Source organism: Conexibacter sp. DBS9H8 (assembly GCF_023330685.1).
In the GTDB taxonomy this organism is placed as follows: domain Bacteria; phylum Actinomycetota; class Thermoleophilia; order Solirubrobacterales; family Solirubrobacteraceae; genus Palsa-465.
The window spans coordinates 3,350,246-3,369,240 of sequence record NZ_CP097128.1 but is presented as its reverse complement, the minus strand read 5'-3'; the positions used below and the strand labels follow the sequence as shown (position 1 = coordinate 3,369,240).

17 protein-coding genes are annotated in these 18,995 nt (G+C 70.3%); 8 read left to right on the top strand and 9 right to left on the bottom strand.

What is annotated here, in order from left to right:
* Position 1: 1 nt before the first annotated feature.
* The 5 genes from M3M55_RS16160 to M3M55_RS16140 are packed head-to-tail and all read right to left on the bottom strand — an operon-like array spanning position 2 to position 5,005.
* The gene (locus tag M3M55_RS16160; protein WP_249010534.1) at positions 2-643 is read right to left on the bottom strand and encodes a class I SAM-dependent methyltransferase; all 642 of its coding nucleotides are present in this window, start codon (positions 641-643) and stop codon (positions 2-4) included.
* The gene (locus M3M55_RS16155; RefSeq protein ID WP_249010533.1) at positions 640-1,995 is read right to left on the bottom strand and encodes an MFS transporter; all 1,356 of its coding nucleotides are present in this window, start codon (positions 1,993-1,995) and stop codon (positions 640-642) included. Before M3M55_RS16155 ends, M3M55_RS16160 begins: the two co-directional genes overlap by 4 nt.
* A gap of 12 nt (positions 1,996-2,007) precedes the next feature.
* Positions 2,008-2,682, bottom strand: coding sequence for a TIGR04283 family arsenosugar biosynthesis glycosyltransferase (locus M3M55_RS16150; protein WP_249010532.1), 675 nt, complete (start codon positions 2,680-2,682; stop codon positions 2,008-2,010).
* Positions 2,679-3,320, bottom strand: a complete 642-nt coding sequence (locus tag M3M55_RS16145; RefSeq protein ID WP_249010531.1) for a TIGR04282 family arsenosugar biosynthesis glycosyltransferase — start codon at positions 3,318-3,320, stop codon at positions 2,679-2,681. The genes M3M55_RS16150 and M3M55_RS16145 overlap by 4 nt, the downstream gene beginning before the upstream one ends.
* Positions 3,317-5,005 (bottom strand): radical SAM protein, encoded by a 1,689-nt coding sequence (locus M3M55_RS16140; protein ID WP_249010530.1) that lies wholly within the window; start codon positions 5,003-5,005, stop codon positions 3,317-3,319. Before M3M55_RS16140 ends, M3M55_RS16145 begins: the two co-directional genes overlap by 4 nt.
* A 201-nt stretch (positions 5,006-5,206) precedes the next feature.
* On the opposite strand from M3M55_RS16140, the gene M3M55_RS16135 reads away from it, so the two are divergent.
* The 5 genes from M3M55_RS16135 (at position 5,207) to M3M55_RS16115 (ending at position 10,300) form a co-directional block, all read left to right on the top strand.
* Positions 5,207-5,992 carry a hypothetical protein gene (locus tag M3M55_RS16135; RefSeq protein WP_249010529.1) on the top strand — a complete coding sequence of 262 codons (786 nt, stop codon included), beginning with the start codon at positions 5,207-5,209 and terminating at the stop codon, positions 5,990-5,992.
* 183 nt (positions 5,993-6,175) lie between these two features.
* Complete coding sequence (locus M3M55_RS16130) at positions 6,176-6,526, top strand: DUF427 domain-containing protein (protein ID WP_249010528.1); 351 nt, start codon at positions 6,176-6,178, stop codon at positions 6,524-6,526.
* The gene (locus M3M55_RS16125) at positions 6,523-7,902 is read left to right on the top strand and encodes a hypothetical protein (protein WP_249010527.1); all 1,380 of its coding nucleotides are present in this window, start codon (positions 6,523-6,525) and stop codon (positions 7,900-7,902) included. The genes M3M55_RS16130 and M3M55_RS16125 overlap by 4 nt, the downstream gene beginning before the upstream one ends.
* The gene (locus M3M55_RS16120) at positions 7,899-9,329 is read left to right on the top strand and encodes an NAD(P)/FAD-dependent oxidoreductase (protein ID WP_249010526.1); all 1,431 of its coding nucleotides are present in this window, start codon (positions 7,899-7,901) and stop codon (positions 9,327-9,329) included. Before M3M55_RS16125 ends, M3M55_RS16120 begins: the two co-directional genes overlap by 4 nt.
* The gene (locus M3M55_RS16115; RefSeq protein ID WP_249010525.1) at positions 9,326-10,300 is read left to right on the top strand and encodes a CDP-alcohol phosphatidyltransferase family protein; all 975 of its coding nucleotides are present in this window, start codon (positions 9,326-9,328) and stop codon (positions 10,298-10,300) included. Before M3M55_RS16120 ends, M3M55_RS16115 begins: the two co-directional genes overlap by 4 nt.
* A 528-nt stretch (positions 10,301-10,828) precedes the next feature.
* Here the strand turns inward: M3M55_RS16115 and M3M55_RS16110 are convergent.
* Positions 10,829-12,856 (bottom strand): ankyrin repeat domain-containing protein, encoded by a 2,028-nt coding sequence (locus M3M55_RS16110; RefSeq protein WP_249010524.1) that lies wholly within the window; start codon positions 12,854-12,856, stop codon positions 10,829-10,831.
* Between the two features lie 873 nt (positions 12,857-13,729).
* Between M3M55_RS16110 and M3M55_RS16105 the strand changes: the two genes are divergently transcribed.
* Positions 13,730-13,870 (top strand): hypothetical protein, encoded by a 141-nt coding sequence (locus M3M55_RS16105; RefSeq protein ID WP_249010523.1) that lies wholly within the window; start codon positions 13,730-13,732, stop codon positions 13,868-13,870.
* A gap of 192 nt (positions 13,871-14,062) precedes the next feature.
* On the opposite strand, the gene M3M55_RS16100 is transcribed toward M3M55_RS16105, so the two are convergent.
* Positions 14,063-15,451 (bottom strand): ankyrin repeat domain-containing protein, encoded by a 1,389-nt coding sequence (locus M3M55_RS16100; protein WP_249010522.1) that lies wholly within the window; start codon positions 15,449-15,451, stop codon positions 14,063-14,065.
* Positions 15,452-15,685: 234 nt separating this feature from the next.
* Between M3M55_RS16100 and M3M55_RS16095 the strand changes: the two genes are divergently transcribed.
* Together M3M55_RS16095 and M3M55_RS16090 are read left to right on the top strand one after the other, a co-directional pair.
* Positions 15,686-16,213 (top strand): hypothetical protein, encoded by a 528-nt coding sequence (locus M3M55_RS16095; protein WP_249010521.1) that lies wholly within the window; start codon positions 15,686-15,688, stop codon positions 16,211-16,213.
* Positions 16,214-16,303: 90 nt separating this feature from the next.
* Positions 16,304-17,203 (top strand): aminoglycoside phosphotransferase family protein, encoded by a 900-nt coding sequence (locus M3M55_RS16090; RefSeq protein ID WP_371878710.1) that lies wholly within the window; start codon positions 16,304-16,306, stop codon positions 17,201-17,203.
* 54 nt (positions 17,204-17,257) lie between these two features.
* Here the strand turns inward: M3M55_RS16090 and M3M55_RS16085 are convergent, their stop codons facing one another.
* Positions 17,258-18,364, bottom strand: coding sequence for a M23 family metallopeptidase (locus M3M55_RS16085; RefSeq protein ID WP_249010519.1), 1,107 nt, complete (start codon positions 18,362-18,364; stop codon positions 17,258-17,260).
* Between the two features lie 33 nt (positions 18,365-18,397).
* Positions 18,398-18,559, bottom strand: coding sequence for a hypothetical protein (locus tag M3M55_RS16080; protein ID WP_249010518.1), 162 nt, complete (start codon positions 18,557-18,559; stop codon positions 18,398-18,400).
* Between the last annotated feature and the right edge of the window lie 436 nt (positions 18,560-18,995).

The following is an 18,995-nucleotide window of genomic DNA, read 5'->3' as shown; positions in this document are numbered from 1 at the left end:
CTCACCGGGTGCTGAGAACGCACAAGCTTGGGTAGCCGGACACATTCCACCGCACGGTCCTCGCGCTGAACCCGGCCGCCGCCAGCGCGGCATGTGGATCGAGCGCATGCAGCCCGCCGAGGTGCACCGGGCTCGCCCACGCAGCCCGCTCTAGCACGGCAGCGACCCTGCGCGCGAGGCCGCTGGGAGGTACGGCAGGCGTCACGGTGACAAGCCTGCCGCCCGGCCGCAGGACCCGCCGCAGCTCGCTGAGAGCGACTGGCAGGTCACGCGATGGCAGCAGGTGTAGAACGTAGGAGGCGATTGCGGCGTCGAAGCTCGCGTCGGGGCGCGGGATCTCTCGGAGATCCGCGAGCTCAGACGTCCAGCCGATTGGCAGACCAGGGAGCCGGGCGAGCATTCGCGGCGAGAAGTCGACGGCTGTCACCGCACGCGGCCGATCCCGCGCGCGGGCGAGCTGGCGCAGCGCCTCGCCGGTGCCGGCGCCGGCGTCCAACAGGCGTTCGTTCGGTTGTGGCGCAAGCAGCTCGAGTGCGGCGCGGACGGCGTGACGTTCGAGCCGCAACTGCCGGTGGTAGGAGGCGGCACGTCGGTCCCAGACCTCGGGACCGCCAGCTCCGCGCCACTCCCGGGTGCGGCTCACGATTGCGCCAGGTGACTGGTGATCGCTTCGAGGCTCATGCCGCGGGCCTCGAACCCGCGCAGCCACCAGACGCCTGCGGCAACCGCACCGATCGCCCACAGCCCGGCGAGCGTCGCGAACGCGCTGAACAGCCCGAAGCTCGAGGCGACCTGGGCGAGCACGACCGCGCCAAGGATCGCGCCGATCCGGCCGACCGCGACGCTCGCGCCGACGCCGGTCGCCCGCAGGTGCGTCGGGAACAGCTCGGTGAACGTCGGGTACGCGGACACCCAGGCTGTCGTGGCGAAGAATACGGCGACGGTGAACGCGGCCAGTGTCAGCCCCGGGGAGCCGCTGACGGCGGCGGCGGCGACCAGGATCGACGAGGCAGACGCCGCCGTATACCCGAAGAGCACCGTCGGGCGTCGCCCGACCCGGTCAAGCGCCCAGCTGACCAGCAGCCCGCCCGCCAGCGCGCCAACGTTGGCTACGACGTAGTAGTACGGGACGGTGCCCGCAGGAACGTCGACCACGCCCTTGGTGAGCACGAACACGGAGACGAACGTGAACAGCCCGTAGTAGGCGGATGCCTCCGAGAAGTCGAGGATCATGCCGAACAGGAGACGGCTGCGATGCTCGCCCCACAGCTCAGCAAGTTGTGATCGCATCGACGTGTTGAGCTCGGCCGGCAGGTATTCCGCCCGGTCGCGTGCGATGCCGGTGACCTGTTCGATCACGGCGTTGGCCTCCTCGAGTCTGCCCTGGGAGGCGAGCCACCGCGGCGATTCGGGCACGAGCCGACGCACGTACAGGCCGTAGGCGGCGCTGAGTGCTCCGAACAGCAGCGCGACCCGCCAGCCGCTGGTTCCCAGCAGCGTCGAGACGAACAGGATCCCGACGAGCCCGGCCGCGATCCCGCCGAGTGACCAGAAGTTCATGACCAGCGCGTTGGTCCGCCCGCGACCGCGGGCAGGCATGAACTCCGAGATCGCCGAGGCGACCGCGGAGTATTCGCCGCCGACCCCAAGGGCGGTCAGGAACCGGAAGACCATGAAGAGGCCGTAGCTTGGCGACGCCGCGGTCGCCAGCGCTGAGACCGAGTAGAGCAACAGCGTGGCGACGAACAGCCGGCGGCGGCCGATCCGGTCTGCGAGGTAGCCGAACAGCGCGGCACCTATCCCCAGGCCGACGAACCAGACCACGAACACGGCGATCTGCTGGCCTTTGGTCAACGCGAACGTCGCGGCGATCGCCGGGATCACACTGCCGATGATCTGTACCTCGAAGGCGTCCAGTCCCCAGCCGATGCCGAGCGCTCCAGCGATCCGACGGTGAGCGGGGCGCCACGCGGCGCGGTCGAGGCGGTCAGACAAGGTCACTTCCTCCTAGCGGATGACGGGATAAAGACGGGCAAGCCATCTCGCCGGTACGCCGGCGAGGTACAGCCAGCGGATCGCCACCCAGGCGGCGATCGTGCGCACGAGGCCGTGGTGGCGCCAGCGGCGGGCCGAGGTCACCGCGGGCCCGGGCAGGCAGACGGTCTGTCCGGCGCGTTCGAGCCGACGGACGAAGTCGTAGTCGTCCATGATCGGCAGCTCCCGGAAGCCGCCGAGCGCCTCGAACACCTCACGCCGGCACCACACCCCCGAGTCGCCGTAGTAGACCCCGGTGCGGCGCTGCAGCGCGTACCAGCGGCCGAGCAGTGCGCTGAAGGCGTCGCCACCGTCGAAGCGCAGTGCGAAGTTGCCGCCGACGACCCGGGGGTCCCGCAGGGCGCGCTCGATCGACCCGGCTGCCCCGCTGGGCAGCCGGGTGTCGGCGTGCAGGAAGATCAGGACGTCCCCGCGGGCCGCGCGGGCGCCGGCGTTGAGCTGCCTGGCGCGGCCGCGTGCCACGCAGAGCAGCCGCGGAGCCTGTGGGTGGGCGCTCGCCAGCTGGCAGGTGCCGTCGGCGGAGCCGCCATCGACGATCACCACGTCATGGAAACCGTCGAGGTGATCAAGCAGCGCCGGTAGTTGCGCCGCCTCGTCGAGGGTCGCTACGACCACCGAGACCGTCATGCCAGCACTGCCTGCAGAGCGGGCGGACAGCCCGGATGCTGTCGCAGCGCCAGCGCGTCGGCCGGTGTGTCCAGGTCCGGCAACGCCGGCAGCACCGCTGCCCGTAACCCGGCGCGGGTGAGCGCTGCGAGCGTCAGCGCGAACACGTCTGACCCGCCCCACGCGTCGACCGGGATGTCGAACGCGGCCGGGTGCGGGATCGCCAGCGCGATCAGCACGTAGCCGCCGTCGTGCGCTGGGATAAGGCATGCGTCGGCACCATTCTCGAGCTCGGCAAAGGCGGCCCGGACGTGGCTCGGTCCGAGCAGAGGCGCGTCGGTGCCGACCACCGCCACCGGACCGACATCGCGCCCGGCCACATCCGCGCAGGCCGCGCGCAGCCGTGCGCCCAGGTCGACGCCACGCTGAGGAAACAACGCCACCGCCGGCGGCACAAGCGCGGCGAGCGCCTCGCCCGCATCAGCAGGCGCGTAGGCGAGCGACGTGACGTCCGCGGCCTTCACAGCCCAGTCGACCGTGTGGCGGATCAGCCGGCCCTGGAGCTCGGCGCAGCGAGCGTCGCCCAGCAGCGGTGCGAGCCGCGTCTTCACCGCACCAGCGATCGGGGCCTTGGCCATGATCAGGAGCGCGGATCTCATACCGCGCACCGGAAGGCCGCAGGCAGGCTCCCGTCGGCTTGGCGAAGCCTCAGGAACCGTTCGGTGACCAGGCGCTTCGCGTCAGCAAGCGAGACCTGCCCGGGTGCGACCAGCATGTCGGGGCTGGAGTCGAGATCGCCGCCGAGCGGGTGCCAGTGGATCCCGTCGGCGGTCACCGTCAGCTCCGGCGCGACGACTGAGTCATCGAACTCGCTCGCGTCCTCGAGCTCGGCCGCGAACCCGCGGCGGACCAGCGGTCTGACTGCGAACGCGTCGCCGGTGACACCGTAGTGTTCGAGCATCCGGCGTAGCTCCGGGATCTCGTGACGGTTGTCCGGGGTTTCGGTCATCGCGACCCGCACCGGCAGCCCGAGCCGGTTGGCATACGCGATGCCGGATAGCGCCCTGGTGAACGAGCCGCTGCCGCGCCAGGCGTCATGGGTGCCTGCGGTGGCGCCGTCGAGCGAGGTCTGGATCACGAGCTGGTCGTGACCGGCGAGTCGGGCGAGCTCATGCCGGCGCCGGCCGGTGAACACGGTCGCATTGGTCAGCACGACCGTCGGCAGCCGCTCGGAGCAGTACTCGAGCATCGCCACGATGTCGGGCTCCAGGAACGGCTCACCGCCGGTCAGGTAGATCTCGGAGAAGCCCTCGGCGGTCGCCTCGTCGACCAGCTCGCGGACCCGCCCGGGCCCGAGCGATCGCCGCCGCGCGCGCGGCGAGGACGCTACGACGCAGTAGTCGCAGGCGAGGTTGCAGTGAAAGTTCGTGTAGAGCCACAGGCGGGCCGGGAACGCAGCGGTCCCGAACAGCTCGACGACCGGCCGCTCGCCGGGCGCCAGCTCGGGGCCGTCGGCCCAGCCGAGCTCGCCTGCGGGGATCAGTGCTGCGATCGCCGCCCGGTACAGATGAAACCGTCCCCGCGCGCGTTCAAACGGCGGCACGATCTCCAGGCAGGTTGTCCACCAGCCGGTCTCGATCGTCTCCACGAACGGCTCCGGCAATCCGGCGGCGCGCATCGATGCGGCCTGAGCGCGCCAGTCGTACTCGACCCCGATCAGTTCAGCGGCGGCACTGCCGGCGTCGAGGTCGAGCACCGCGTACCAGGCATCGGTACGGCCGTCGTTGGCGGGACGGCCGACGACACCGACGTTGACGACCAAGGTGCCGTCGATCCGGCGCTGCCACGGGATCCCTGTGTGTGTGCACAGCAGTACGTCGGCGCCGCTGGCGGCGAGGCGCTCCCGCAGCTCGTCGTCGTGCAGCGATTCCCACATGAAGTCGTTGATCTGAAGCGGGGAGCCGTGGACCATGTGCACGTCGACGCCGCCGATCGTTTCGCGGTGGTCGGTTTCGAGCGTCCGCATCCATGCGGCGAACTCGGCGCTCGTGTGCTCGAGCGTGTAGTCGTAGAGCAGCTGCGCGTAGTGGTTGTCGCGCTCGTCGGCGTAGCCGCAGCCGCAGTCCGGGTCGCCGCGGCCGATCGCAACGTCGTAGTTGCCGGCGATGCATTCGATGTCGTTGTCGAGCAAGAGCGGCCAGACGGCGTCGCACTCGGCCCCGAAGCCGCCGAGGTCTCCGAGGCAGAAGATCCGCTCGCAGCTGCGCCGCTGGGCGTCGGCCAGCGTCGCCTGGAGAGCGTAGGGGTTGGCGTAGGGTCCACCGAGTACGGCGATCCGAGTCATCGACGGTTGGACGCCAGCTCGGGAGCAAAGGATTCAGACGTTGCGCGACCATCGCGTGGCGCTCGGCGCCGGGGTGCATGCCGGCTGAATCCTTTGACACCGCCCGCGCCTCCAACGCCATCGAAACATCAACTCGCAACGAGAGGACTTCAGATGGCACAGAACGCAGACCGGAGTATGACTCCCGGTGGGATGGCTGCGATGGCGAGGCGGGTCGGGATCGGTGGGATGGCCGCCGGGATTGTCGGAGGCTTGGCGATGATCGGCCTGATGATCGTCGTGATGGGTGCCCAGGGGAGCGGCTACGCGAGCCCGCTGAACCTTGGAATCCCGGCCTTTGTCAAGACGATCACGCCGCCGGTCCCGATGCTCCCGACGCTGATGGGGATGATGGGAATCCATCTCCCGGCGTCAGCGATGGCGAAGGTCGGACCGGCGTTCGCCAGCGGCCACATCTCCCCGGCGACGATGAAGATGCTGTCCGCGACGCTGATGTCGATGCACATTCCGACCGCCAAGCTCAGCGTGATGAACGCGCTGATGACCGGGCATGCGAGCAACACGATGATGGCTAACCTCCTATCCGGCATGACACCGGCGGCGCGCAGCGCCGTGATGCATGCAATGCCGGTCACTGTCGCGCACGTGGCGATCGGCGCGATCACGCACTTCGCGCTGGCTGCGGCGTTGGGGATGGGGTTCGCGATGATGATCATCGGGGTCGGAATCGGACAGCTGGACCTAGCGGTCCTGCGCACACCGGCGGGCATCCTCGCCGCGACCACGCTCGGCGCAGTGGCCGTGTATGTCGTCAACCGCTGGGTGATCCTGCCGGCGATCGACCCGATGATGCGACTCGTTCCCGAGGGCTGGTTCCTGGTCAGCCACCTTCTGTTCGGGGTGGTCGCCGGCCTCGGAATCACGATGGTCGCCTCGCGCGAGGGAGCGCTCGCCGGTCACGACCGCCCGGCCCTCGCAATCGCGTAGCCGCCGACGCACCAACCAATGCGCGGGCTACCCGGCTGTGCCGCCCACCCGCGGCACAGCCGGGACCCGTCCACAGCCGCCTTCCGTGCCGTCACCAAGACCTTTGGGCGCCGGTGAATCCTTAGGGCAGCACCGAGCGTCTGAACTCTCAAAACGGCAGCGAACGGAGACGAGATGATGAGCATGATCAGTCAACGACTGCGGCGAGCGTTTGCCGGCCCAACCGCACAGACCGGGCCAGTCGAAGCCGTCTGGAACGGCGTCGTGATCGCTCGCAGCGACAGCACCGTCGTGGTCGAGGGCAACCACTACTTCCCGCCCGAGGCGATCAACCGCGACTTCTTCGAGCAGAACGGCAAGCACACCGTCTGTCCCTGGAAGGGGCGGGCGAGCTACTACGACGTTGTCGTCGGTGCAGACCGCAACGCGGCGGCCGCCTGGTACTACCCGCATCCAAGCCCGACCGCCGCGAGGATCAAGAACCACGTCGCGTTCTGGGGCGGGGTGGACGTGCGGTCGGTACCCGGCGCATGATCGGCCAGCGGCTGCGCGCGCTGTGGAGCGCTTCGCGGCCTGTCCACCCGGACACGGCGGCGGCGCTCGAAGCACGCTGGAGCGAGCTCCCCGTCACGGCGCGCACCGCAGCGCAGTTGCTCGGCCGGCACAGCACCGGATGCGAGGGCACGCACGGCGTGTTCCCGCGGTGCAACCTGACCTGCACGCCGTGCTACCACGCCCGAGAGGCGAACTCGATCCGCACCGACGCCGACCACACCGTCGCGGCGGTCGACGCGCAGATGGCGCTGCTGCGGCAGCAGCGCGGGACCGGTCAGCACGCCCAGCTGATCGGCGGCGAGGTGACGCTGCTCGGCCCCGACGGTCACGCCAGGGCGCTGGAGGCGATGGAGCGCCACGGTCGCAAGCCGATGAGCATGACCCACGGCGACTTCGACTACGACTACCTGCAGCGGCTCGCGATCGGCCCCGACGGCCGCCGACGGTTCGCTCTGCTGCGGTTCGCTGGACACTTCGACTCGCTGATGCTCGGCCGCCGCGGTGTCGCACGACCGCGCTGTGAGGCTGACCTGAACCAGGCCCGCCGCGCGTTCGTGGCGAGCTTTGAGCGGCTGCGCCGCGAGCACGGCGTGCGCTTCGACCTCGCGCACAACATGACCGTCACTCCACGCAACCTCGGCCAGGTCGCGGACGTGGCGCGGACCGCGATGGAGATGGGGTACGGGATGGCATCCTTCCAGCCCGCGGCCTACGTCGGCAATCCAAAGCGCTGGCGCGAACGCTACGAGCCGATCACGATCGACCGGGTATGGACGGAGATCGAGCGTGGTGTCGGCTGCCGGCTGCCGTACTCGCACCTACAGATGGGCGACCCGCGCTGCAATCGCAGCGCCTACGGGATCATTGCCGCGGGCCGGTGGGCACCATTGCTCGACGACCAAGATCCACGAGACCTGCGGGTACGTGACCTGTTCCTCGACGCGGCTGGTGGCACTGACATAGCCAAGCCGGCACTTGTGCTCGCGCTGATGATCCTGCGCATTGTCGCCGACAGGCCCGCCGTGGCTCCAACGGCGGTCGGCTGGGGCTGGCGGCTCGCCCGACGGCTTGGACTGCGGCGCCTGCTGTGCGGCCGCCCGCGAGGGATGACGTTCGTCGTGCACGCGTTCATGGATGCGGCGGTCGTACGACCAGCTTGGGAAGCCATGGAGCGCGGTGAGGTGGCCGACGCCCCCGAGCTCCAAGCCGCGCAGGAGCGCCTGCGGTCATGCTCCTACGCGATGGCGCACCCCGACACCGGCCGGCTCGTGCCCGCCTGCGTCCAGCATTCGGTGCTCGACCCGGAGGAGAACCTCATGTTGCGAGAGCTTCTGCCGATCGGGCCCGGGCAATGACGCGCCGCTACGACCTCGTGGTGGTCGGAGGCGGCGCCGGCGGGCTCGTGTCCGCGCTGATCGCCGCCCGCGTTGGCGCGCGGGTGGCGCTGATCGAACGCGGCAGGCTCGGCGGCGACTGCCTGTGGACCGGGTGCATGCCGTCCAAGAGCCTGCTCGCCGCCGCCGACCTCGCGCACCGAACCCGCCATGCCGATGACGTCGGGCTCCCGCCCGCAGAGCCCGCGCTCGACTTCACGACCGTGATGGGCCACGTGAAACGTGTGATCGCAACGATCGAGCCGCACGACTCGGCCGAGCGTCTGGAGCGCGAAGGCGTCGAGGTGATCGCGGGCGACGCGAGGTTCGCCCGGCCGGGTCGGCTGCTGGTCGGCGAGCGGGCTCTCGGCTTCCGCGCCGCGATCATCGCGACCGGCTCCGCGCCGGTGCTGCCGCCCGTCCGTGGCCTCACCGACGCTGCGGTGCTGACCACCGACACGCTCTGGGAACTCGAGGCGCTGCCGGCCCGGCTGGCAGTGCTCGGCGGCGGACCGATCGGCTGCGAGCTCGGCCAGGCGTTCGCGCGGCTCGGCTCCGAGGTGACGATCGTTGAAATGGCAGAGCGGCTGCTGCCGCATGAGGAACAGGCCGCCGGAGAGCTGCTCGCCGCCCGACTGGCGAGCGAGGGAGTACGGGTGCGGGTCGGGACACGCGTCGACGCGGTAGAGCCGGCTGCCGCAGCCAGCACGCTCGTACTCAGCACGGGCGGGCGGCTCGCCGCCGACGCGATCCTGGTCGCCACCGGCCGCGCGCCACGCACCGAAGGGCTCGGCCTCGACGCGGCGGGCGCGACCGTCGACAGGCGCGGCGCGATCGTCGTCGACAGGCGGCTGCGCACAGCCGCACGCGGGATCTACGCTGTCGGCGACGTCACCGGGCTGCTCCCGTTCACCCACGTCGCCGCCCACCACGCTCGCGTCGCCGTCCCCAACGCTCTGTTTCACGCGCGCGCCAAAGTGTCGCCGACGATCCCGTGGGTGACGTTCACGGACCCCGAAGTCGCCAGGGTAGGGCTGACCGAAGCCGAGGCGCAAGCACGCTGGGGGCAGCGCGTCCGTGTAGCGAGCCACGAGTACGCCGAGCTCGATCGAGCGATCGCCAGCGGCCAGCCCTACGGCTTCGCGAAGCTGATCGCCGACCCCCGCGGGCGCCTGGTCGGCGCGACCCTCGCCGCCCCCGCAGCCGGGGAGGCGATCGGCGAGCTCACCGCGCTGATCGCCAACCGCGGCCGACTCGCGGACCTGTCACGCACGGTCCACGCCTACCCGACCCTCACCGAGGGACCAGTCCGCGCCGCCGACTCCGACCTCGCCGCCCGCTACGCAACGCCCGCGGTCCGCCGAGCCGCCCGCGCCGCCCTCATCGCCCAGCGGCTCCTGCGACTGTGAACCGACACACCGAAGGTGAGGAATGGGCGGCCGCCGAGCTCAGGCAGCTGCGCAACCGGCGCTTCGCGCCACACGCCTGGGCTCGCTTCATCGCCAACTCGTTTCACCGTGCCGCACGGACGAGGGCCGCACGCCCCGCGCTCGCGCGTCAGGCTCGACGTTGGTCCTTGGTTGGTGGCGCCACGAGCGTTGCGCTCTGCGCGGTCAACCCGCGCCTGCGGCGGCACGCGCTCGGATCCGCTGGCTGGTGGGTGGCACTCGCGGCGATGCTCGATTGGCACCTCGGCATGGTCCAAGGCCCGGCCGGTGAATGCCGTGACCGGCTTTCGCCGGCCGACGCCGTCACACTGACTCGGCTGTGGGGCGTCCCATTTCTCGAGGGCGCCGACGAGCCAAACAGTTTCACGGTGCTGATCCTGGGTGCGGCGCTCACCGACACGCTCGACGGGCCGCTCGCCCGACAGCTCGGCCCAACCCGCCTGGGCCGCGATCTCGACCGCACCGCCGACCTCATGGTCATGCTGGCCGCGGCCTCGAGCGCGCGGCGCCTCGGCTGGCTCAACCGTCCGGTCGCAACGCTGCTGCTCCTCCGCGCCACGCTGCCGATCGCCGTCGTCGCCGGCTCCTACTTCCTGCGCGACGCTGCGCCGAACGCCGATGAGTTCGGCAGCTACCGGCTGCTCGCACCCATGCTGACCGCCGGTCTGGCCATCGCCCCGACCGCGCCGCGCGTCGGCAACACACTCGTGGCCATCGCTGCCGCCAGCCCGCTGACCACGGCGACGGCGAAGATCAGTCGCCGGCTGCTCGTGTTTGCGAACGACCGTCCCGGAAGCTCACCGGCCCAGAAAGCCTCACGTGCGCACGCCCTGGAACCGGGCGGTTGGATTGCCTGCGCCAACAGAACTGCAAGACGCAACCAGCAGACGACCGAGACACACGACGTTTGCCATTTCCGTGCGTCTCGATGACGAACGGCGACGGCCGCGTTTCGTGGCCGCTTGAGTCGGGCACGAGGCGCCTCGCTGCGATACGCATCGCGGCTGCTGCCGGCAGGAAGGATCGATCCGAGATAGCCGACCTGCCGCCCGCTCGCCTGTGCTCCCGATCGCGGAGCGAGCGTCTCCGTCGCCCAACCCGACGTTGGCCGCTTGTGGGGACCAACGGCAGTCACATCGGATCGATCGCGAGTTTCGCTTTCATCGTCGCACGCGCATCCTGGCGCGATCGTGAAGTCCCCTCGTATCCGCGGGTTCCGTGCCCGAGCGGCCGGGATCCGGCGCTGCGGCATGCTCCGGAGCCGTGAGCGCCCCGCTGGCCCGCGCGAACCAGGTCGCGCAGCCCTGTTCCCTGGTATGCCGGCGAGCCAGAGCTCTCGCCGCGCCGAAGCACACGTGAGCGCCGCCACTCAAGTTGAGTGAGGGAGGGGCGCGATCGCGTCGGACACCATGTCGGCCCCGGCGGATATGCGTGCGTGAATTTCGCATAGCCCTCGCCGCTCATGACGGGCTCCCCGGCTCGCGCTGCTCTCCCAGCAACGGGTCCGGCAGTGTGCTGCAGTGGAGCGCGTCGAGCGCCTCGGGCTCGGTCGCGAAGCCTTGCATTTGGGTGATGTGGCCGTCGTGAACCTCGGCGAGCACGAACCGCTCGGCCCGCGGCGGCGCGTCCTCATTGGTGTCCTCGTGCTCGTCCTCGTCGATGTGGTGGACGTGCGCGAGCACTCGATCCCCGTCCTCGACGAACGCGCTGACCGAGACCCGCCCACCGGCGAGCAGCCCGACCCGCATCCGCTCGATCGCCTCCGCGCGCCCCACGCAGCGCGGCACCCCGCCGTCCGGCTCGGGGATCCCGCGCCAATCGATCTCCGGGGAGACCATCTCGGCAAGGTCCTCGAATCGCTGCTCTGAAACGGCGGTGAACGCAGCAGCGACCGTCCGCATCGCCGTGCCCGGCACCACCGGCCGCTCCGGCCGGTCATCAGCCGTATCAACCTCGCTGCCGGAAGCCGTGACAGCGTCAGCCTCCTGCTCGGTTCGCTCCAGCGCGCGCAGCAGCGCGAGCGCCTCGGGCTGCTCGTGATGCTCGGCCCACCCGGCCGGGGTCGCGTCATACCCCGTGTCGTGGAGACTGGGGTCGGCGCCGTGCTCGAGCAGCAGCCGGATCACCGCCAGGTTGCCGCGCATCGCGGCTTCGTGCAGCGGCGCGGTCCGCGACCGTGCGTTGACATCGAACCCCAACTCGATCAGCAGCGCGACCGCTTCATAGCTGTCCTGCTCAGCGGCGCGAACCAGCTGATCGGGGCTGCGTTCGATCGCGCGCTCACGCAGCCCGGGATCGGCCACGAGCAACCGCTCCACGCCGCCGCGGTCGCCGGACATAGCGGTCGCGACCAGCTCGTCGACCCCGTCATGCTCCCAGACCGCGCCCGCGTCGACCAGCATCGCCACGATGTCCATGTGGCCGTTCAACGCCGCCTCCTGAACCGGTGAGCGCCCGCGATAGATCGGGTGCTGGATGAGCTCGCCCCGAGGATCGACACCGCGGTCGAGCAGCCGGCGGACCCGGTCGGTGAAACCGTGCTTTGCCGCGGCGATCAGCAGATCCTCGAGCATCTTCCGGGGCGAGTCCTGCCGCTCCCCGAACCGGCGGCGCCACGGCCCGCCGTCACCGGCGCCGAGCCCGAACTCGAACAGCAGCTCCAACCACTCCTCACCGGCGCTCTCGCCCCAGCCCTGGTTGTAGAGCGCCTGCCCATCGTTCGCGTCAGCACCAGCCTCGAGCAGCAGCCGCGCGAGCGCAAGCTCCTGCGGATGCTTCGGGATCGAGCCACCACCGCCGAGCGCGCCCGTCAACGCGGTGAACGGCGGGATCAGCCCCTCCCACAGGTAACCGGCGTTCGGATCAGCGCCATGCTCCAACAACAGCCGCGCGACCGCCAGAGGCGACCGGCCCGGGCCCAGGGGCAGTCGTGCATAGGTGAGATACAGCAGCGGCTCCCAGGCGAACGGGCCGCCGACCCGCGCCGCAGCAGCGGGATCATCGGCCAGCAGCTGGCGCGCGGCGTCGACCTCGCCGGTCGCCGCAATCGTGTACACGTCCGCGGTCGCCAACCACTCATGCTCATCCAGCATGCCCGCGGCACGCCGCAGCCGATCGGGATCATCGTCGCCGTAGTTCAGACATGCGAGCCGAAGGAACTCGCTGGCGATCGCTGCCCGATCGGGCAGCGGGCCGCCGACCGGCTCGTGGTGCGGCGAGCGGGCCAGGTCAGCGATTTGCTCCAGGTGTGCCTTCAGCTTCGGCCAGCTCTCAAACCCGAACTGGCGGGCGACGACCAGCAGCGCGTCCGCACGCGTGAACGCGCTCAGCTCCGGAGAGCCTGGCTGCGCCGAACCAAAGCGCGGATGGAACTCGCTGACAACCTCGGCGGCGCCAAGGTCACCGGCACGGACGGCGCGCTGAAACGACTTCGCTCCGTTCCGGAGCTGCTCGAGGTTGGCATTGCCGGGAAGACCGCGTGGTGGCACAAAGGCCTCCTTTCACCAGGCCCGGAGTCCGCAATCACAGGCCGAAAGGAGACACCGACCACAAGCACAACCCAACCATCCGTGCAGGTGGGCTTAGCCCTTTCCGCGGACCGGCAGCGCCCTGTGCGCACAACGATCATAACCCGCCCTGTCAACCAGTACACCCAGCGCGCTCAGCCCGCGAGAGATCGTGCCTGGTCCCCCTCCCACGCGAGATCAGGCGACGCGGCGTGAGACGCGGTTTGCGCTCATCTGAGGTCCGCCGGCGACGTTCGTCAGGCGGCGGGGGTCCCTGGTTTTCGCCATCCGCGAGACCGCCGGCATCATCGACGAGTTGGTCGTCGTTGCGACGCTCCGAAGCACCCGCTTTCGTTCGGCGGCGTGTACGAGCGGCCGCGCGCGTCGCGACCGATCCACATGCCCGCTTTCATGCGGCGAGACGATTCCCGGCTGAGATCGGAGCGGCCCTCCTCCTCGCCAGATCCGGAACCGCCACCCGCATCTGCGCGACCGCGGTGGGCGCGGTAGTGGCCTAGGCACTGCGCGATTCAGGTCGCTGCTTAGTGGCTGCTGGATTCGCCCAAGTCCGAGCGTCCGTCCGCGCCCCTCCGCACGACCGCTGCCCCAGTCTGGGCGCTCCACGGCTTGCTATCGCAACGCTGCGAGAGCGTTCGCCAGCAGGCCTGGGTCGTTGCGGTTCGCGGGCATGCGAACGGACTCGCTGGCTGGCTTGTCTCCCGGAGCGCGCAGCGCTAGGTTGCCGATGTGCGCATCGCTGGAGGTTTGAAGCTTGTACTCGAAGGTGTTGGGCGTGACGATCGCCGCGTTCGGTTCGCGGACGTCTCGATTTCTGGGGGCGATGGCTCTGAGGACGTGTCTCTCGTGACCGACGCCGAGGGTCGGATGCGCTATCGGCTTGCTGGCGGCGAGTATCTCGTCCGCCTGGATGGGCGTACGTCGCATTTCACGGTCCGGGACGGGCGCTGGACGACTGTCCGCCTCAGCCTGCGCTAGCCGTGACCCCCCGTTGGCTGCGGGTCATGACCGGCGCGGCGAGGGACGCGACTGCGGTCGGGTGCACGACGATTGGGTCGACCGGGGCGGCGAGGCGCCCGGCCCGGCCGCGACTCGTCGTGATCTGAGTGATCGCGTGCGGCGCGACGCGGGTGAGCGCGTTCGTGGGCGCGGGAGCGAGGCCCCGGGGTTTCAGTGGCGTTCGAGCATCTCGCGCGCGGCGTCTTGTCCGAAGTGTTGGGCCCAGCCGGCTGGTGTTGAGTCGAACCGGTCGTCTCGTACGGTCGGGTCCGCGCCGGCCTCGAGCAGCATTCGGAGCGCATCGGTTCGACCGTGGCACGCGGCCTCGTGCAGCGGCGTCGCGCCGATGTTGTGGATCGTCTCGCGGCGGTTCGGGCCGGCGCCGTGCTCCAGCAGCAGGGAGATGATCGCGATGTCACCGCGGCCGGCAGCAGCGAACAGCGCGCTGGACGGGTAGCTCTGCGCGTCGATCCGCGCGCCGCGCGAGATCAGCGCGTTGAGAGCGTCGGCGCGTCCGTTGATCACGGCCCAGAGGAGCCCTTCGTCGAGAGTCTCCTGCGGGTCGTCGGAGGGTCGCCATGCCGGGAAGCCGCTGTGCGGCCGGTAGAAGGCGCGGTGCTCGCGTGCCTCGGGCGCGAGCTGCCCGTCGGGTGCGATGAGCCGCTCGATCAGGTCGAGGCGGCCCAGCCCGGCGGCCGTGCGGAGGTTGAGCGGGACCAGCTGCTCGTCTGCGAGCAGCTCGGCGGTGTCGCGGTGGCCCCAGAACAGCGCGATGACCAGCGGCGTCCCGCCATCCCCGCGGGCCGAGACCTCGACCGGGGCACCGGCGTGGAGGAGCACGCGTGCGAGCAGCGGCAGCCCACGGTAGGCAGCTTGATGCAGCGCCGTCCAGCCGTGCGCGTTCGCGTGTGCCGGGTCCGCGCCGCGCTTGAGCAGCAACGCGACCAGGCGCTCGTCGCAGGTGGCCGTGGCCATCCCCAACAGGTCGTTGCCGTTGGTGCCGCGAGCATCGACGAGATGGGGGAAGCGATCGAGCGTGTCGCGCAGGCCATCGACGTCGTGGCGCTCGACCTGTTGGTAGGCTCGCGCGAACGGCTCTCCGCTGTCGCGCAGCAACCGGACGTGATCACGCAATGCACGCCAGCCCGGGAACCCATGCTGGCGTGCGATCACAGCGCGCGCACCCGCCTCGCTCAGGCTCATTCCCCAGCGCTCGAACGCCGCGATCGCAGTGTCGGTCCCGTCCGCAGCCGAGGCGAGCAGCCCGTTCGCGCGCCCTTCGTAGTAGCCGAGGTCGTCGTGATAGGCATGCTCCGTCGCCGGCCCGTTACGTTCGACCCGCGCGACGTAGGCGCGCAGCAGGGGCCAGCTCGCGAACCCGTACTCGCGTGCGATCACCAGCTGGGCATCGGACAGCTTCAACGGATCCTGCGGGCCTGGGTGGTGCGCGTCGATCCGCGCACGCGCAGCCTGCGCGCCCGCGCGAGCGGCGCGCAACAGATCCTTGGCCTGCTTTCGCAACTGCTCCAGACTGGGAGCGGCGGGCAGCGATGCGTTCACGGCAGCCTCCTTTCCGGGGTGCCCGCGGTCCGCTGACGCTGGGCGGAAAGAAGGATGCGAACTCACGGCAACTGCACCAGGGTGGGCTCGGCCCTTCCTGCGGACGGGACGCGGCCCGGGCCGCGCGCCACGGATGCTATCGCTATCGCCATGCCAGACAAGTGAGCCGGGAAGTCCGCGCGCCCGTCTGGCCGGTCCGGTCGCCGGCGACGCACAGGTGGCATGCTCAGACCGATGGCCGTTGTGCTGGTTGTGACGGGCCCGGTTGGGGTCGGCAAGAGCGCGGTACTGAACGAGGCCGAGGTGATGCTTGGCGACGCTGGCGTGCGGCACGCCACCGTTGTGCTGCAGGAGATCGCCCGGTGCACTGATGCGGGGCTGGGTGATCCTTTCAACGAGCAGATCATGTGGCGCAACCTGGCGTCGCTGTGGTCCAACTACTCGGCCCTGGGGATCGACCGGCTGATTGTGGAGAAGCTCGTCGAGCAGCGCGAGCAACTGCGGCCGCTGAGCCAGGCGGTCCCGGGCGCGAGACTCACGATCGTGCGTCTCCGGGCTCCGCTCGAGCTGATCGAAGCTCGCATCGCCCGTCGAGAGCCCTACCCGGACGGGGAATTGAGCGCCGCGCGCTGGCTGGCGCCCCGCATGGATCGATGGCGCTGCGAGGATTTCCTCGTCGACGCGTCGGGGACCTCGGTCCGTGAGATCGCGGCCGAGGTCCTTCGGGTCGCCGGCTGGCTGCCGGCGGGTGAGCGAACGTGAGCGCGCCCCGAGCAGACGGTTCTGGGCGTCGCATCTGACCGCTGCTGTCCAACCGATTCCCGCGTCCACCCGCGCCTACACTCGCTGGGTGTGGTGGCTCTCGATCAGGTCGTACGGGACAACCTTGTGCGCTCCGAAGCCGGGGCAGCGTGGATCGCAGACCTAGAGAGCGTCGTTGCCAGAGTCCGCGAGGAGTGGAAGCTCGACCGTCTCGGTCCGCCATATCCGGGCGGCTCTCACGCGCTCGCGGCCCCCGTGAGGCTGCCCGACCGCTCCGCGGCAGTGCTCAAGGTCCCGTTCCTCGACGAGGAGAACCGCCACGAAGCCGAGGCGCTGAGGCGCTACGACGGCGACGGGGCCGTCCGTCTGCTCGCGTTCGACGATCGGTCAGGCGCGATGCTGCTCGAGCAAGCACAGCCCGGAACGCCGCTCGAAGATCATCCCGATCGCCGGGATGCGATCGTGATCGGCTGCGCGGTGCTGCGGCGTCTGCGCCGTCCCGTGCCCGCACCCCACCCGTTCACGCTGGTCACCGACAAAGCACGAGCATGGGCCCGCGAGTTCGACGCGCAGCTCGAGCAGACAACCGACCCGGCCACACGGGCGCTGCTCACCAACGCCGCAGCCGCGGCACGCGAGCTGTCATCCGGCTCGGGGCCGGCCTATCTGGTCAACAGCGACGCGCACCTCGGCAACGTGCTCGCATCCCAGCGCGAGCCGTGGCTGCTGATCGACCCCAAGCCGCTGGTCGGCGACCCCGCATTCGACGCCGGCTACCTCGTCGACTGGCTGATCGGCGACGACCCGTCGGCGCGCAACGCCGAACGGATGGTCACCGCCGTCGCGAGCGAGCTCGACGTCCCACGAGACCGAGTCCGCTCTTGGGCGATCGTGCGCGCGATCGACAACTACCTCTGGTCCCTGCGCGAGCACGACGAGGATCCAACGCCATACCTCGCCGAGGCCACCGCCCTCACCACCAGCGGTTAGAACGTCGCTTCCGCTGGGTGATCGGGCGAGGCAGCGCGAGGCGGGTAGCGCGGCTCAGCACCCGGTTCCGACGACTGGCTTGCCCTCTGCGAGCCCGGCGGGTCCGCCGGCTTGCTGGAGGAGGTTGCTCATCGCCTGTCCGCAGTAGGTGCGGTTGCTGCCGGCGTCGCCGGTGCCTTGGGCTTCCTGGTTGAGTTGTGCGGCGCGGGTCGTGACTGGGTTGCCGGGTGCGGCGGCCCAGCCGGTTTCGATCCCGCCGCCGGGGATGAAGGTGGCGATGGTCTGGCCAGCCTGCACCGTCTGGCCGGTGGTGACACTCGGCTTCATGCCCTCGCAGACGTAGACGTAGCGCTCCGTAGGGGTGGGTGGCGCGTCGAGCGTGTAGTTGACGCAGTTGGGTTGCCAGCCGCCGCCTTGCGGGCCGGCGTAGGTGACGGTGCCGGAGCCGATAGCGGTGATCGGCTCTGCGGCTGAATCGGCGTAGTCGACGCCCATGTCGATCCGTTCGGCGACGACGTGGGTGTCGCCAGCCAGCGGATTGGCGAAGCTTCCGCTCACCGCTTGGCAGCCGGCAGCGATGGCTGTGGTGCCGTTGCCCTGGTAGCTCTCGGCATCGGCGATGACCCGTTGCCCGTACGCGGCCGCGCTCACCCCGGTGCCGTTGTAGGCGGTGACGTACGGAAGGTATGCCGGGATCTGCGCGTCCTGGGGTGCGCCCTTCAGCTTGAGCAGCGTCAGCGCCGCGAGCTGCACGGCGGTGGTCGGGTCGTGCGGCCCGAGCTGCGGGTTGGCGAGATAGGGCTGGAGGCGCTGGTAGGTGTCGCCTGAGGCACCGCCGATGCCGATCTGCATCAAACCGGACGCGCCAGCGGAGTTGGCGTCTCCCGGTCCGGTCGCGCCGGGCTGAAGAGTGCAGGACGGATCCGAACTTCGGCCGAGGTCGCATTCATTGGCGGCGATTCCGGCGAGCACTTCCCACGGGATGTGGTACCTGGCACCGACCTGCTGGAAGATTGGAAGCAGCTGCCGTGGAATCTGCGCGCGAGCGGCCTGTGACGGCGTGTCAGCGATCCCGGTGCCGCCCAGACAGGACGCGGCGCCGCCGGTGACCGCGCCGACCAGCAGGATCCCCCCGATCGGCGTGCCAAAGATCAGCGTCACCCAGCGCAACGACCGCCGGCGTCGAGTGCCCATTCAGGACCCCTGGTAGAGGCTGTAGACGAGCCAGTGGCCGGCCGTCAGTCGTTCCTCGACGGTGAAGCGGACCAGCGCTCCGTTGCTGCGTGTGGTGGTGTAGATCCACGCCTCGTGCGGGTGCGCCGCGGTTGGCGGCATCCCGGCGGGGATGAGGCTCACGATCGCAGCGACTTGTCGTCTGGCGCCGGGCGGCACGTTGTTGACCGTCGCTCGTAGCGTGGCGGCGTAGCGCCGTGTGACGTGAGGCGCCTGCCGCGCTGTCGACTCGCCGGCGAGCCAGCGATCGAACCACGTCACGAACGGCCGGGCGGCGGAGACCGCCGCGGCCTTCCACGGCGCGGCGCGGGGTGGTTGAAGCGGCGGCCGGCGACTCTGTGGCGACGTGTGCGACGGGGCAAGGCTCGATGCCGCAGAAGCCGGAGCCGGCGAGCGTGTGGCAGCGGAGGTACGGCTCGCCGCCGCGGTTGGCGCCTGTGTGCCCTTTCCCCCGCCGCCCCTACCGTGGGGCGCGAGAGCAACGATCACAGCCACGACCAGCACCGCGGCGAGCCCGTACAGCACCAGTTTTCGGCGCGCAGAGTTCATCGCCAACAGA

Excerpts from the sequence above, each read along its gene's own strand:
- M3M55_RS16130 (WP_249010528.1), top strand. The coding sequence starts at position 6,176 with ATGATCAGTCAACGACTGCGGCGAGCGTTTGCCGGCCCAACCGCACAG.
- M3M55_RS16150 (WP_249010532.1), bottom strand. The coding sequence starts at position 2,682 with ATGACGGTCTCGGTGGTCGTAGCGACCCTCGACGAGGCGGCGCAACTA.
- M3M55_RS16140 (WP_249010530.1), bottom strand. The coding sequence starts at position 5,005 with ATGACTCGGATCGCCGTACTCGGTGGACCCTACGCCAACCCCTACGCT.
- M3M55_RS16135 (WP_249010529.1), top strand. The coding sequence starts at position 5,207 with ATGGCGAGGCGGGTCGGGATCGGTGGGATGGCCGCCGGGATTGTCGGA.
- M3M55_RS16125 (WP_249010527.1), top strand. The coding sequence starts at position 6,523 with ATGATCGGCCAGCGGCTGCGCGCGCTGTGGAGCGCTTCGCGGCCTGTC.
- M3M55_RS16095 (WP_249010521.1), top strand. The coding sequence starts at position 15,686 with ATGGCCGTTGTGCTGGTTGTGACGGGCCCGGTTGGGGTCGGCAAGAGC.
- M3M55_RS16145 (WP_249010531.1), bottom strand. The coding sequence starts at position 3,320 with ATGAGATCCGCGCTCCTGATCATGGCCAAGGCCCCGATCGCTGGTGCG.
- M3M55_RS16120 (WP_249010526.1), top strand. The coding sequence starts at position 7,899 with ATGACGCGCCGCTACGACCTCGTGGTGGTCGGAGGCGGCGCCGGCGGG.